Genomic DNA, 12,913 nt, shown 5'->3' on the forward strand with positions numbered 1-12,913 from the left:
CTATTGTCACAGGGCCGAAAACCCATGAGGAGTCAGTCAAGAGGCTTCAGGCTTGTAGGCAGGCACTTGCAGATAATGATATTCCTATTGACGAGAAACTGGTCAGGTCAGGTACTTTTACCGACGAATCAGGAAGTGAAGTAGTACGATACTTCATGGAAGCGGAATGCTCTTTTGATGCCTTGATCTGTCTCAATGACCGAATGGCATTTGGAGCCATGCAAGAGCTCTCGAAGTGGAATATTCGAGTACCTGATGATGTATCCCTTATTGGATTTGATGGAATAGACCCCTCTCGCTACAGCATTCCCCCACTGACAACCGTCGTACAACCATTGCATGAGATGGGAGTCATAGCCGTGGATATCCTCGATAGGATCATGGCCGGAGGGGAAGAAGAACACATCTCCCTGCCATGCTCACCGGTCATCAGGGAATCCTGCGGTTGCAATCCGCATGTGCACTTCACCCCCGGACTTCATGAGATGCCGAGTTATGCCACCCCGGCTGAGCATTTGGCAGTGAAAGACCTGGTTCTCCTTGTCCAGCGAGGTGACTACCATCAGATGATAGCCCGTCTCAACCGTGCGCTGGATGAGACTACAGCAGAGAGTGGTTCTCTTCATCGGTGGAATGAATACCTTTCGGTGGTGGAGTATAAATCGCGTAACCAGAGCACACTCAGTGCCAAGACCCTTGCAATGCTTATGGGAGCAGCCCGTGCATTGACAGGGGATAAGATTGGTCGCTTTCAGGCAGCAAAACGGGTGGCAGCAGAAAATTCATTTGAAACCCTCAGAAAGGTGAGTGCCATGCTCAGCGGTACCTTTGAGATGGGGGAGTTGATCACCAACTTGAAACATGGGTTGCAGCTCTTTGGTATCGATCGTGGATATCTGGTGAGATTCCTGAACCACAACCGAAAAGCTCGGCTTATGATGACCGTCCAACAGGAAGTACTCCCGCTATCAGCGTTCTCAATGGATTTTCCTGCCCAGCAGATTCTGCCCCCCAGCCTAAGTCCTGAATGGAGGACCCAGCGTTGGGTCCTCTTACCCTTGGTCTATCTTGATGAGCCTCTTGGCTATTTTCTGGTTCCGTTTGGCACTGTCCGTCCTGCACTCTATGATGTATTGCAAGAACAGATCTCCAGTAACCTGAAAGGATCCCTGCTTCTCCAGCAGATCAGGGAACATGAGAAGAATCTTGAGGAACAGGTTGCCTTGCGTACACGCGATCTCTCCCAGGAGATCAAGCGGAGAACCGAATTGGAACAGGAAGTCATGGAAATTTCCACGAGGACGATGGAGCGCATCGGGCAGGAGCTCCATGATGACCTGTGCCAGTATCTTCTTGGCATCTCCCTGCTCGCTTCATCGGCACAGCAACAACTTGGAAACAACCAAGAACCCCAGAAGGAGAGCCTTAGGAAAATCAGTGAGCATCTCAACGAGGCCATTGGGAAGATCAAGACCATCAGCCGAGGGCTGATGCCCATGGAGTTGGAACCCCACAGTTTCCTGGAGCGCCTGGAGGCCTTGGTGGGTGATAATCTTCGGTTGGTGGCAATCGATATCGATGTAAATGTGGACCCATCCTTTTCCATACAGGATAAGACCAGGGAGCTGAATATCTTCCGGATTGTCCAAGAAGCATTGACCAATGCAATAAAACACTCAAAAGCTAAACACATAGAAATATCCTCAGCAAGAAAGTTTGATACTGAGGGTTCCCGTATCCTCTCCCTGGAAGTTCGCGATGATGGAACAGGACTCCCCCAGCGTATACAGGGAGAAGGGCTTGGTTTGAGAATTATGCAGAACCGAGCTGCAATGGCTGATGCAAAGCTCACCCTTGAGAGTGATGATGAGGGGACCACCGTGCTGATTGAATTCAAGGAGTAGGGAATGCCCAATATTGTTCGATTTCTGATTGTAGATGATCACCCGCTTTTCCGCCAAGGTTTGGTGAGTGTCATAGAGAACGTGAGAACCTACCAGGTACGAGCTCAGGCAACCACCATCACTGAAGCACTTACCCTGCTGGATACGATAGAGGTGGATGTAGCCCTTGTCGATATCTCCCTCCAACAAGAGAACGGATTGGAGTTGGTCAAAACCCTCAAGGCAAGCAAGCCAGAGGTGCTTTCCATCGTTGTCTCCATGTATGATGAACTTATCTATGCGTCCAGCGCACTTAAGGCTGGTGCACGGGGGTACGTGATGAAGCAGGAAGCTGCTTCCTCGCTCCTTAAGGCAATCGAGACAGTGCTCAAGGGAAAGGTCTATCTCTCAGACGATATGCGGGAGAGGATGTTGGACACCATGCTCTTGCAGGAATCCTCGCAGGAGAGTGATCCGGTTGAGCTGCTCAGTCTCCGGGAAATGGAAGTGCTCCGCTTACTTGGACAGGGCTGTGGTGTTTCTGAAATAGGGAAGACGCTCAATCTCTCTGTAAAGACGATTAACGTCTACCGGGACAATATCCGTCATAAGCTCTCCATCAGTGATGCAGGAACACTACGCAAGTTTGCCATCAAATGGGTAAAAAGCAACGAGATGTAGGTATCATAGGACATTTGTCCTATTCATTTTCAAGGCAAAAGCCCAGTGGCGTTCACCATGGTGTTCACCTAGCATGGTGATTGTAGGGCTCCCTATTCAGTACAGGCGTTGTACGAATGTAAGGGAAATCTATGCAAGTCTCATTTGTATGTCAGTTTGACATAGAGTTAAGTAAGGAGGAATCTGTATGAAACGGAACATGCGTATTGTAGTCAGTCTGTTGCTGATTTGTTGCATGAGTCTCTCACTGTTTGCAGCCGGACAGGCAGAAGCAGCGAAACCTGCTCGTAAGGTGATCAACCTGTGGAGCTTCACTGATGAAGTCCCCAAAATGTTGGAGAAGTACAAAGAACTGAATCCTGATTTCGATTATGAGATCAACACAACCATCATTGCTACCACTGATGGTGCGTATCAACCAGCACTTGACCAGGCATTGGCAAGTAGTGGTGAGAATGCTCCTGACATCTATTGTGCTGAGTCAGCATTTGTACTCAAGTACACCCAGGGCGACGCAGCTCACTTTGCAGCTCCCTACAAGGATCTTGGAATTGATGTAGACGCCAAGCTCAAGGAAGCCGACATTGCCCAGTACACCGTTGATATCGGTACCAATCCTGATGGCGATCTGGTAGGCCTTGGTTACCAGGCTACCGGTGGTGCATTTATCTACCGCCGCTCTATTGCAAAGGACGTATGGGGTACTGACGATCCTGCTGTAATCACTTCAAAAGTCGGTCCCGGTTGGGACAAGTTCTTCAAGGCTGCAGAAGACCTGAAGAAGAAAGGATACGGAATCATCAGCGGTGATGGAGACATCTGGCACGCCATCGAAGGCAGCAGCGAGAAGGGCTGGATTGTAGACGGAAAACTCTACATCGATCCCGATCGTGAAGCATTCCTTGATGTAGCAAAGATGCTGATTGACAAGGGTTACCACAATGATACCCGTGACTGGACCGATGCATGGTTCGCTGACATGAAAGACGCCGGCGAAAAGCAGATTTTCGGTTTCTTCGGCCCAGCTTGGTTGATCAACTACGTCATGGCTGGTAACAGCGGCGGTTCAGCACCTGGTGAAGGAACCTATGGGGATTGGGCAGTTTGTGAACCTCCTGTTGGCTTCTTCTGGGGCGGTACCTGGGTACTTGCTAACGACAAGAGCCCTGTCAAGGACGCAGTTGGTGAGATCATCGAGTGGATTACTCTCGACAGCTCTGAAACCGGCTTGCAGTACTACTGGGCCAACGGTACACTCAATGGTCCTGGTGGAACCAAGGATACTGTTGCTTCCGGTACGGTCATGAGCAAGAGTGACGGAACCCTGGACTTCCTCGGTGGACAGGATATGTTCGACGTATTCGTTCCCGCCGGCAAGTTTGCTACCGGCACCAACAAGACCCAGTATGATGAGACCATCAACATGTACTGGCGTGACCAGGTCCGCGAATACAGCTACGGCAACAAGAGCCGCAGCCAGGCAATCGCAGACTTCAAGCAGCAGGTTGCTGACAACCTCGCAATTGACGTTGATTAATGGATCAATGATTGCCAGGTGTAGGTGACCCCTACACCTGGCTTGTTTTGCTCCAAGCATCGCAGGGAAGATATCGGTCGATGCACGGTGAATTTTTCTGGAGGACTTGCTCATGCGCAAAAACAACATCAGCTATGCTAAGTACGGATATCTGTTTTCCATCCCTTTCGTGCTTGCCTTTCTTATCTTCAATCTGTATCCGACGATATATACCGTTGTTATTGGATTTACCGACCTCAGGGGACTGGGGCGTACAACCTTCAAGTTCTTGGAAGACCCGTTCCAGAATTATAAAAGCATCCTCAATAACGCGACCTTTTTACGTTCACTGCAAACCACCTTTATTATTTGGATTTTCAACTTCATTCCCCAGGTTCTCTTGGCACTGTTGTTGACCGCATGGTTTACCAATAGACGACTGAAGGTTAAGGCACAGGGCTTGTTCAAGGTATTGATTTATATGCCGAATATCATTACCGCTGCAACCATCGCAATCCTGTTCAACTCCCTTACCGGCTATCCAAAGGGACCAATCAATGACTTACTGATAAAACTCGGCATCCTGGACGCACCGTCAAACTTCCACTTACAGAGTGGAACCGCCCGAGGGGTGGTATCCTTCATCCAGTTCTGGATGTGGTATGGACACTCCATGATCATCCTGATCGCTGGTGTATTGGGCATCAATCCGACACTGTTTGAGGCTGCAGAGGTGGATGGGGCAACACCTACCCAGATTTTCTTCAAGATAACCTTGCCCAGACTGAAAACCATTTTGCTGTATGTTCTGGTAACCGGCCTTATCGGTGGTATCCAGATGTTCGATATTCCCAGGCTCTTCCTTTGGGGAGGACCGGACAATGCAACACTTACCTCGAGTGTATTCATCTACAACCAAGCCTTTGCGGGAAGCTATCTCTACAACCGAGCATCGGCTGCAAGCATGATTGTCTTCATCATCATCCTGGTTCTCTCAGGGATCATGTTCTACTCCATGCGTGACAGGGCTGAGATCAAACTCAGAAAATTTGAAAAGAACCGGCTGAAGGAAGAAAAGAGGATGGGGGGAGTACGATGAGAGGAATGAGAGCAACTACCAACCTGAAAAAGACAGGAATCTATATTGTGTGTATTTTCTTGGCACTTTTGAGCATATTCCCTTTCTGGGTGATGTTCATGAACGCAACACGCAGTACCTTCGAGATACAGCAAAGTTCCATCGGCCTGATCCCTTCCAAGTACTTGATGAGCAACTGGCAGATACTCCAAGGAAAGACCTTTGACCCCATTGTAGGTTTTATTAACTCCATGATCATCAGCACAGGGGCAACCCTTTGCGCGGTATATTTCTCATCGCTTACAGCGTATGCCCTGGTTGCCTACAGCTGGAAACTGCGTCAGCCATTCTTTACCTTCATCATGGCTGTTATGATGATTCCAACCCAGGTAAGTGGTATCGGGTTTTACCAGTTCATGTATCGCATCGGGTGGACCAACAGTCTTTGGCCCCTGATCATACCTGCAACAGCAACCCCTGCAATGGTGTTCTTTATGCGGCAGTACCTGATGGCATCTCTCTCGTTGGATATTGTTGACTCTGCGAGAATAGACGGTTCTAGGGAGTTCAATACTTTCAACAGGATCATACTGCCTATCATGAAACCGGCTATGGCGACACAGGCAATCTTCACCTTTGTATTCAACTGGAATCGTTTGTTCGAACCCTTGATTCTGCTTACCGATGGTAACAAGTATACCATGCCTATCATGGTCAGCCTGCTCAGGGGAGATATCTACAAGACAGAGTACGGTGCAGTCTACCTGGGATTGTCGATGACTGTTCTTCCCTTGTTCATCGTCTACTTCTCGCTCTCGAAGCACATTATTGCTGGAGTTGCACTAGGAGCACTGAAAGAGTAGTCGTCTTGAGGTACAAGGATACTGAAATAAGGAGTTGTTAACACTATGCAGCAGAATAAGGAACGTGCCTTGGAACTGCTCAGGAAGATGAGTATCGAAGAGAAAGTCTCCCAGTTGGTTTCTGCATGGCTTGAAATAGGAATAGATGGTTCATTGCATGTACGCGAGTATGGGCAGGCTGAGATGCGTAGTGAAGATATCAAGGCTGAGGTTCTCGGTAAGGGTATCGGCCAACTCACCCGTCCCTATGGAACCATGGCGAACAATCCAGTCCAGCAAGCTAAGGCGATCAATGAGTTGCAACGGTATCTCATCAAGGAGACACGCTTGGGAATTCCAGCTCTCCTGCATGAGGAGTGCTTGACCGGTGCCATGGTGAAGGGAGCAACGATTTTTCCTTCCGCATTGAATTATGGCAGCACCTGGGAACCTTCCTTGGTGGGCAAGGTAGGAAAAGCAATCGGGGATGAACTCAGGAGTCTCGGGGTTCATCAGGGGCTCGCTCCAGTCCTGGATGTTGCTCGTGATGCCCGTTGGGGGCGCTTAGAGGAGACCTACGGGGAAGACCCTTACCTGTGTGGAGTCATGGGAATCTCGTATGTACAAGGCCTGCAAGGAGAGAGGAGAAGTCCTCTTGCAACCCTGAAGCATTTTGTCGGGCACTCTGCCAGTGAGGGAGGGAGAAACCATGCACCGGTACATATCGGTCCCACAGAACTGCAGAATACCTTTGCACTTCCCTTCGAGATGGTTGTCCGTCATGCACACCCTGGTTCAGTAATGCCGGCCTATCATGACATTGATGGTGTTCCTTGTACCAGTAATCGATCCTTGGTGACAGACTTGCTTAAACAGCGATGGGGTTTCGATGGGTTGGTTGTCGCAGATTATGAGGCAGTTGTGCAATTGCTCCATGACCATCGTGTTGCTGGAGATATGGCTGAAGCCGCCGCTTTGGCATTCAATGCTGGTATGGATATCGAATTGCCTGGGTATACCGTATTCAAGGAAGGGTTGATCGAGGCCCTGTATCGTGGATTGATCAAGGGTGATGCCCTTGATGAGGCTGTACTCCGTGTATTGGAAGAGAAGTACAACCAAGGCGTGTTCGAGCATCCGTTCATCAGGGAAGAGGCAATCGAACTGGGTACAGAGAAGAGCCATGCATTGGCAGTAGAGGTAGCTGAAAAGTCTCTTGTTCTACTCAAGAATGATGGGGTTCTTCCTTTGAAAAATGCAAGATCTGTTGCCCTCATCGGTCCTCTTGCTGACCACCCGTATGCAATGTTCGGTGGATACTCAACCCCGATTCATCTCCAGGGATCCCATGGTCCTGAAGAGACAGTCCCTCCGCAGGCAAGGACCATTCGCAGTGCTCTCTCTGAGGCTTTGGGAGACATTCCCTTGACATTCGAACCTGGGTGCATGCTCTACGAGAGCAAGGTGGAGAAAGCCATCTTCTTCCCAGGGGATGTTCCAGAGGGTGGAGAGGGAGCCCATGAGCTCAGCGGTGATACCCAGGGAATAAAGAAAGCGGCCAAGGCTGCTTCTTCCGCGGATGTAACGGTAATGGTCGTTGGTGATATCGCTGGGTTGTTCCGTCAGGGGACAGTCGGTGAAGGATCTGATGCCGATAGCCTGAGGCTTCCCGGGGTGCAAGAAGAACTCTTGGAGGCGGTGCTGGCTACAGGAAAACCTGTGGTGGTTGTTCTGGTGAGTGGAAGACCATACACCATCCATGAAGCGGTTGAACATGCCAGTGCCATTCTTGCTGCTTGGCTCCCCGGTGAGGGGGGAGGGGAAGCTATCGCACGTACCTTGGTAGGGTTGAACAATCCAGGTGGGAAAACGACGCTCTCGTTTCCCAAGAGTGCTGGCTCCATGCCGTACGCGTATAACCACTTCAAGAAGGCTGGTGGGTTAAAGATCCAGCCACAGTTTGGAGCCTTGTATCCCTTTGGGTATGGACTGAGTTATACCACTTTCAGCTGGGATGATTTCCAGGTGGAAAACCCAATGATTCAGGGCGATGAAGAGTTTCGCTTCTCCCTTACAGTGAGAAACGACGGGACTTGTAGTGGTGATGAAATCGTGCAGGTCTATGTGCAGGATAAGGTTGCCTCCATTGTTCGCCCTGTGAAAGAGTTGAAAGCTTTCAGCCGTGTTTCATTGCAGCCGGGAGAGCAGAAACGTCTCTCCTTTATCCTGCCTGCGGACATGCTCTCGTTTGTTGGTAGCGATGCAAGAAGAGTCCTGGAGAGTGGTGCTTTCTCTCTTCTTGTCGGCAAAAGTAGTGAAGATATTGTTTTCCGCGAGGAAATTGCAGTACTCGGGAAATCGAAAATATTCCCCAAGGATTGGCGATGTCTCTCCTCTGTTTCTGTCTCTGATTGTAATTAGTTTCTTTTACCTCCACGTTTGGCAACGTACTTGGTCATCCCTGCGGCCGGGTACGTTGCCTCTTTGCTTTTCTCCGTGGATGTAACCTTGCAATTCTTTCACAGTGGACTATCATTATATACGAGGTGCCACGATGAATATGATGAGAGATGCTCAATATGCAGGTTCCTGGTATCCAAAGGATCCAGAGCTATTGCGACTGTTGGTAACAGAGTCGATAGACGAGAGCAAGAAGCGGAAAACCTATCAAAGAGGCCCGTACAGGTTCGCTGTTCTCCCTCACGCAGGGTTGTTCTACTCAAGCAGTGGGATAGCCCCTTTTTTCACCACCGGACTTGGTTCGATCGAGCGTATCCTGGTGATCAGCCCGAGCCACTATGCAACACTCCCTCCCGATACCATCGTCAGTGCACCACTGTCCGGCATGAGGACTCCTCTCGGTGATATTCAGGCTTTCAATCTTGCGAGCGCACAGGGAGAGTGGTTCTCTGCAATACAGAGTGAACATGCCCTGGAGATGGTCCTTCCATACATTGCAGCACAAGAGAGTCCTGTAAAGGTTGCCCTTGCCATGCTATCCCGTCTCTCCGAGGCCTCTGCAATCGAAAAGCTTGCTGGTCAGTTGATTCAGGAGCTTGGAAGAGAGGACCTAGAGATGGGAAGAACGGTAATTATTGCAAGTAGTGACTTTACCCACTATGGGCCCCGGTTCGCCTACACACCCTACGGAAGCAGGGCAGAGGGCCGGGTAAAGGAAGATGATTTAAGCTTGGCTCATCTACTCAGTGAGGGTAGGGTCTCAGAAGCACTTGCCTTCTGTACTGCAAAGCAATCAACTGTATGCGGCTACGCCGCCGCCTTGTTGGTCTCATCCATTGCAAAGCGGTTGCATTGTAAGGGGTGGGTAGCAGACTACTACACCTCACAGGATGTGTCCTCGTCAAATGACAATAATTTTGTCGCCTATTCAACGATTCTTTGGAGGTAGGGAATGAACCGAGTTGACCAAAAGACTCTCTTGATGCTTGCCAGGGAGGCCATAACGAGTACGCTTACCCACTCTGATACGCCCATCTATGATCGACTGAAGAGGGAAGATAGTCCTCCCTTTTCCCATGAGGCAGGATGCTTTGTCACGATTCATACAAAGGAAGGGGCCCTGCGTGGCTGTATCGGCAATCTTTGGGGGAGGGGCCCTCTTTGGCAGGAGGTACCGAAACTGGCGAGGGAGTCTGCTTTCAGTGACCCCCGCTTTCATCCCCTCAAGGAAGCGGAGTTAAAAGAGGTGGTGCTTGAAATCTCACTGCTTTCCAAGATGCAAGTCATTGATGATTGGAAACAAATACGACTTGGAGTGGATGGTGTGCTGCTGAGTCATGGATACCATCGTGCAGTTTTCCTCCCTCAGGTGGCGACAGAGCAGGGATGGGATCTGCAGACCATGCTCAGTCAACTTTCAAGGAAGGCCGGTCTTGAAAGCGATGCCTATACAGACATGGCTTGTCGGTTTGAAGTGTTCCAAGCCGAAGTGTATGCAGAGGACTTGTCGTGAGTACAGCAGAGTATCTTGTTTGCGATTTCTGTTACCGTCACTGTAGACTGAAGGATGGAGAAATTGGTTTTTGTGGGGTTCGGGAACGTTCTGGAGATACCATTTTTACCCATAATTATGGAGGGTTGGTCTTAAGTGCGATAGATCCTGTTGAGAAGAAGCCTCTCTACCACTTCCTGCCGGGGACCAATACACTCTCCATTGCAATGTTTGGATGCAACCTGACTTGCACCTTCTGCCAGAACTATGCGATCAGCCAGAGAGCGTGGGAGGCTGGAGCCCAGCGAACCTATTACACTGCCAGGGAAGTGGTTCAGCTTGCTTTGGATAACCGGTGTCCTTCCATCAGTTTTACCTATAGCGAGCCCTTGGTTTGGCAGGACTATATGGTAGAGGTGGCAACCTTTGCAAAACAAGAAGGACTTAAAACCATCATGGTTACCAATGGTAGCTTCAGCGAAGAAGCTTTGAACCGGATCAGTCCATTCATCGATGCATTCAATATTGACATCAAGGGGGATGAGGCATTCTACCGGGACTACTGTGGGGGAAGCTCTCGTCCAGTGTGGAAGGCCATTGAACACATCACTCCAAGCAAAGCTCATCTGGAGATAACCACCATGGTTATGGAAGGGGTACATACGAAACAAATGATATCCTCCATTGGAAGGCATCTTTACTCGGCAGGTGTACAGGTCTGGCATCTGAGTCGCTATTTCCCTCGTTATCAGGAACAGAAGAGAGAGACCAGCGAGCATTATCTAAAAGAGGTGGTCCAGGAAGCCCAAGAGTCCCTGGTTCCTTTTGTCTACCCGGGGAATTCATCCTTGGACCAGAATACTTACTGCCCAGGGTGCAAGACCTCACTGGTACGTCGTTCTTGGGTATTCCGTGAGAGTATCATCGACCATTCCAACTGTCCTGTTTGTGGTAGACATATATATGGTACCTGGTCGTAACTTCTTGCAACTGGAAACGCAGAACGGTACTATTACCCCTATGGAAACAACAACTACAACGCAATATGTAAAACGTGCCTACGCTTTCAGGGAGAAGGGGTACAACTGTGCACAGGCAGTTGCCTGCAGCTTTGCCGATGTCGTGGGAATCGATGAGAAGAACCTGTTCATCATGAGTGAAGCCTTCGGCGGAGGTATGGGCGGCCATAAGGCAACTTGTGGGGCTGTAAGCGGAGCAGTGCTCATTATCAGCTTGCTTACCAGTGGAGGCAGTGTGGAAGCTGCAACAAAGCAGACTTCCTATAACTATGCAGGGGAGATAGTGGACGGTTTCCTTGAGCAGAACGGCACACTTGTCTGCAGTGAACTCAGGGGTGATGAGAGTGGTATTGTGTTGCGAACTTGTGACCTGTGTGTTGAGGATGCTGTTGTTTTGTTGCATAAACTGTTGCAAAAGAATGGAAAACACTTTTGATATTAGTACAATACGCCTAAGACATAAGACATATTAACAAATCTGTATATAATTTGTTGCATTGGTATTGCATAACCGCAACATTTTCGCTATGGTACGCCTATGCAAACAACCCAGAAAAACCGTGTGGCTGTGCTGCTTGGCAGTGAACATGATGCACCGTTGGTAGAAGGGGCCTTTACGGTCTTGCAAGAGTTGGATATTCCCTTTGAGGCACATATTCTCTCGGCACACAGAAGTAGCGAAGCAACCATCCAATTTGCTGAGAATGCAGCTGGAGAGGGATACGCCGTGCTGATCGCAGCGGCAGGAAAAGCTGCTCACCTTGCAGGGGTTCTGGCAAGCAGAAGCTTGCTTCCCGTCATTGGAATTCCCCTTTCCGCCTCACTCGATGGTATGGATGCCTTGCTCTCAACCGTGCAAATGCCCACTGGCTATCCTGTGGCAACAGTTGCCATTGATGGGGCAGCCAATGCAGCACTGCTTGCTGCCCAGATTCTGGCCCTTGGTGATGAAGCACTCGCTTTTCGCATACAAGAGCGCAGAAGAGAGATGGCCGAAAAGGTTGCCCAAGCTGATGAGCGTTTCCACAGGAGCTTTACCCCTAGCCGGTAAGGCTCTTTTTATTTACAAGAGAGGATACAGATGCAAAAGCGAACCATGCTCTACGAAGGGAAGGCGAAGCGGGTGTATGAGACTGATGACAAGGATTTGTACATCGTCTCCTACAAGGATGATGCCACGGCATTCAATGGAAAGAAGCGGGGCTCGATACTTGGCAAGGGGGCGATCAACAACAAGGTCACCAATCATATGATGCAACTCTTGGAAGGGAAGGGTATCCCGACTCACTTTGTCGAGCAACTCAGCGACACCGATACCTTGGTAAAGGCGGTGAAGATCATACCTCTGGAGGTGATTGTCCGTAATATTGCTGCCGGTTCTCTCTCGGCTCGTCTCGGTCTGGATGAGGGGGTGCATCTTGCAACTCCTGTGTTGGAGTTCTGCTACAAGCGTGACGATCTGGATGATCCCATGGTGAACAACTATCACATACAGGCGCTCTCGCTGGCAACAGATGAACAGGTTCAGCTGATCACCGACTATGCGCTACGTATCAATGAGATACTCTGTTCCTACCTTGAGGACCTGGGCATTACCTTGGTCGATTTCAAGTTGGAGTTTGGGATGACCTCTAGTGGACAGCTTCTCCTCAGCGATGAGATATCCCCCGATACCTGCAGGTTTTGGGATACAAAGACCAACAGGAAGTTGGACAAGGACCGTTTCAGAAGGGACCTTGGGGATGTGGAAGCAGCGTATCAGGAAATATTGTCACGACTGATGGGAGATGACTGATGAGTTCCCTCAATGAGGCTTGCGGTGTCTTTGGCATTTACAGTCCCTCCAAGGTGGCTGTCAACCAAGCTTGTTTCAAGGGTCTGTATGCGTTGCAGCATCGGGGGCAGGAAGGGTGCGGGATAGCCTTCAACTGCGATGGTATGT

12 protein-coding genes are annotated in these 12,913 nt (G+C 49.8%); all 12 read left to right on the top strand.

All coding sequences use genetic code 11. The features are described from left to right. Positions 1-1,904: substrate-binding domain-containing protein (locus JF818_RS09925; protein ID WP_198891855.1), on the top strand; the 1,904-nt coding region annotated here is incomplete at its 5' end. 3 nt (positions 1,905-1,907) lie between these two features. Next, complete coding sequence (locus tag JF818_RS09930; protein ID WP_198891856.1) at positions 1,908-2,564, top strand: response regulator transcription factor; 657 nt, start codon at positions 1,908-1,910, stop codon at positions 2,562-2,564. 187 nt (positions 2,565-2,751) lie between these two features. After that, positions 2,752-4,101 carry an ABC transporter substrate-binding protein gene (locus JF818_RS09935; RefSeq protein ID WP_198891857.1) on the top strand — a complete coding sequence of 450 codons (1,350 nt, stop codon included), beginning with the start codon at positions 2,752-2,754 and terminating at the stop codon, positions 4,099-4,101. Positions 4,102-4,213: 112 nt separating this feature from the next. Continuing rightward, positions 4,214-5,179, top strand: coding sequence for a carbohydrate ABC transporter permease (locus tag JF818_RS09940; protein ID WP_198891858.1), 966 nt, complete (start codon positions 4,214-4,216; stop codon positions 5,177-5,179). Beyond that, the gene (locus JF818_RS09945; protein WP_198891859.1) at positions 5,176-6,021 is read left to right on the top strand and encodes a carbohydrate ABC transporter permease; all 846 of its coding nucleotides are present in this window, start codon (positions 5,176-5,178) and stop codon (positions 6,019-6,021) included. The genes JF818_RS09940 and JF818_RS09945 overlap by 4 nt, the downstream gene beginning before the upstream one ends. Before the next feature lie 45 nt (positions 6,022-6,066). Continuing rightward, complete coding sequence (locus JF818_RS09950) at positions 6,067-8,421, top strand: glycoside hydrolase family 3 N-terminal domain-containing protein (RefSeq protein ID WP_198891860.1); 2,355 nt, start codon at positions 6,067-6,069, stop codon at positions 8,419-8,421. A gap of 133 nt (positions 8,422-8,554) precedes the next feature. Beyond that, on the top strand, positions 8,555-9,409 hold the full coding sequence (gene amrB, locus JF818_RS09955; protein WP_198891861.1) for an AmmeMemoRadiSam system protein B: 855 nt from the start codon (positions 8,555-8,557) through the stop codon (positions 9,407-9,409). A 3-nt stretch (positions 9,410-9,412) separates the two neighbouring features. Continuing rightward, positions 9,413-9,973: an AmmeMemoRadiSam system protein A gene (amrA, locus tag JF818_RS09960; RefSeq protein ID WP_198891862.1), complete on the top strand. Its 561-nt coding sequence runs from the start codon at positions 9,413-9,415 to the stop codon at positions 9,971-9,973. After that, positions 9,970-10,932 (top strand): radical SAM protein, encoded by a 963-nt coding sequence (locus JF818_RS09965; RefSeq protein WP_198891863.1) that lies wholly within the window; start codon positions 9,970-9,972, stop codon positions 10,930-10,932. Before amrA ends, JF818_RS09965 begins: the two co-directional genes overlap by 4 nt. A 40-nt stretch (positions 10,933-10,972) precedes the next feature. Beyond that, on the top strand, positions 10,973-11,407 hold the full coding sequence (locus JF818_RS09970; RefSeq protein ID WP_198891864.1) for a C-GCAxxG-C-C family protein: 435 nt from the start codon (positions 10,973-10,975) through the stop codon (positions 11,405-11,407). A 102-nt stretch (positions 11,408-11,509) separates the two neighbouring features. Then, positions 11,510-12,022, top strand: a complete 513-nt coding sequence (gene purE, locus JF818_RS09975; RefSeq protein ID WP_198891865.1) for a 5-(carboxyamino)imidazole ribonucleotide mutase — start codon at positions 11,510-11,512, stop codon at positions 12,020-12,022. Positions 12,023-12,052: 30 nt separating this feature from the next. Next, positions 12,053-12,766, top strand: a complete 714-nt coding sequence (gene purC, locus JF818_RS09980; RefSeq protein WP_198891866.1) for a phosphoribosylaminoimidazolesuccinocarboxamide synthase — start codon at positions 12,053-12,055, stop codon at positions 12,764-12,766. Positions 12,767-12,913 lie beyond the last annotated feature (147 nt).

The organism is Sphaerochaeta sp. S2, from assembly GCF_016406725.1.
GTDB lineage: Bacteria > Spirochaetota > Spirochaetia > Sphaerochaetales > Sphaerochaetaceae > Sphaerochaeta.

Bases quoted from the DNA above. Each gene is read 5' to 3' on its own strand.
- JF818_RS09945 (WP_198891859.1), top strand. From the start codon at position 5,176: ATGAGAGGAATGAGAGCAACTACCAACCTGAAAAAGACAGGAATCTAT.
- JF818_RS09930 (WP_198891856.1), top strand. From the start codon at position 1,908: ATGCCCAATATTGTTCGATTTCTGATTGTAGATGATCACCCGCTTTTC.
- amrA (WP_198891862.1), top strand. From the start codon at position 9,413: ATGAACCGAGTTGACCAAAAGACTCTCTTGATGCTTGCCAGGGAGGCC.
- purE (WP_198891865.1), top strand. From the start codon at position 11,510: ATGCAAACAACCCAGAAAAACCGTGTGGCTGTGCTGCTTGGCAGTGAA.
- purC (WP_198891866.1), top strand. From the start codon at position 12,053: ATGCAAAAGCGAACCATGCTCTACGAAGGGAAGGCGAAGCGGGTGTAT.
- JF818_RS09935 (WP_198891857.1), top strand. From the start codon at position 2,752: ATGAAACGGAACATGCGTATTGTAGTCAGTCTGTTGCTGATTTGTTGC.
- JF818_RS09950 (WP_198891860.1), top strand. From the start codon at position 6,067: ATGCAGCAGAATAAGGAACGTGCCTTGGAACTGCTCAGGAAGATGAGT.
- JF818_RS09940 (WP_198891858.1), top strand. From the start codon at position 4,214: ATGCGCAAAAACAACATCAGCTATGCTAAGTACGGATATCTGTTTTCC.
- amrB (WP_198891861.1), top strand. From the start codon at position 8,555: ATGAATATGATGAGAGATGCTCAATATGCAGGTTCCTGGTATCCAAAG.
- JF818_RS09970 (WP_198891864.1), top strand. From the start codon at position 10,973: ATGGAAACAACAACTACAACGCAATATGTAAAACGTGCCTACGCTTTC.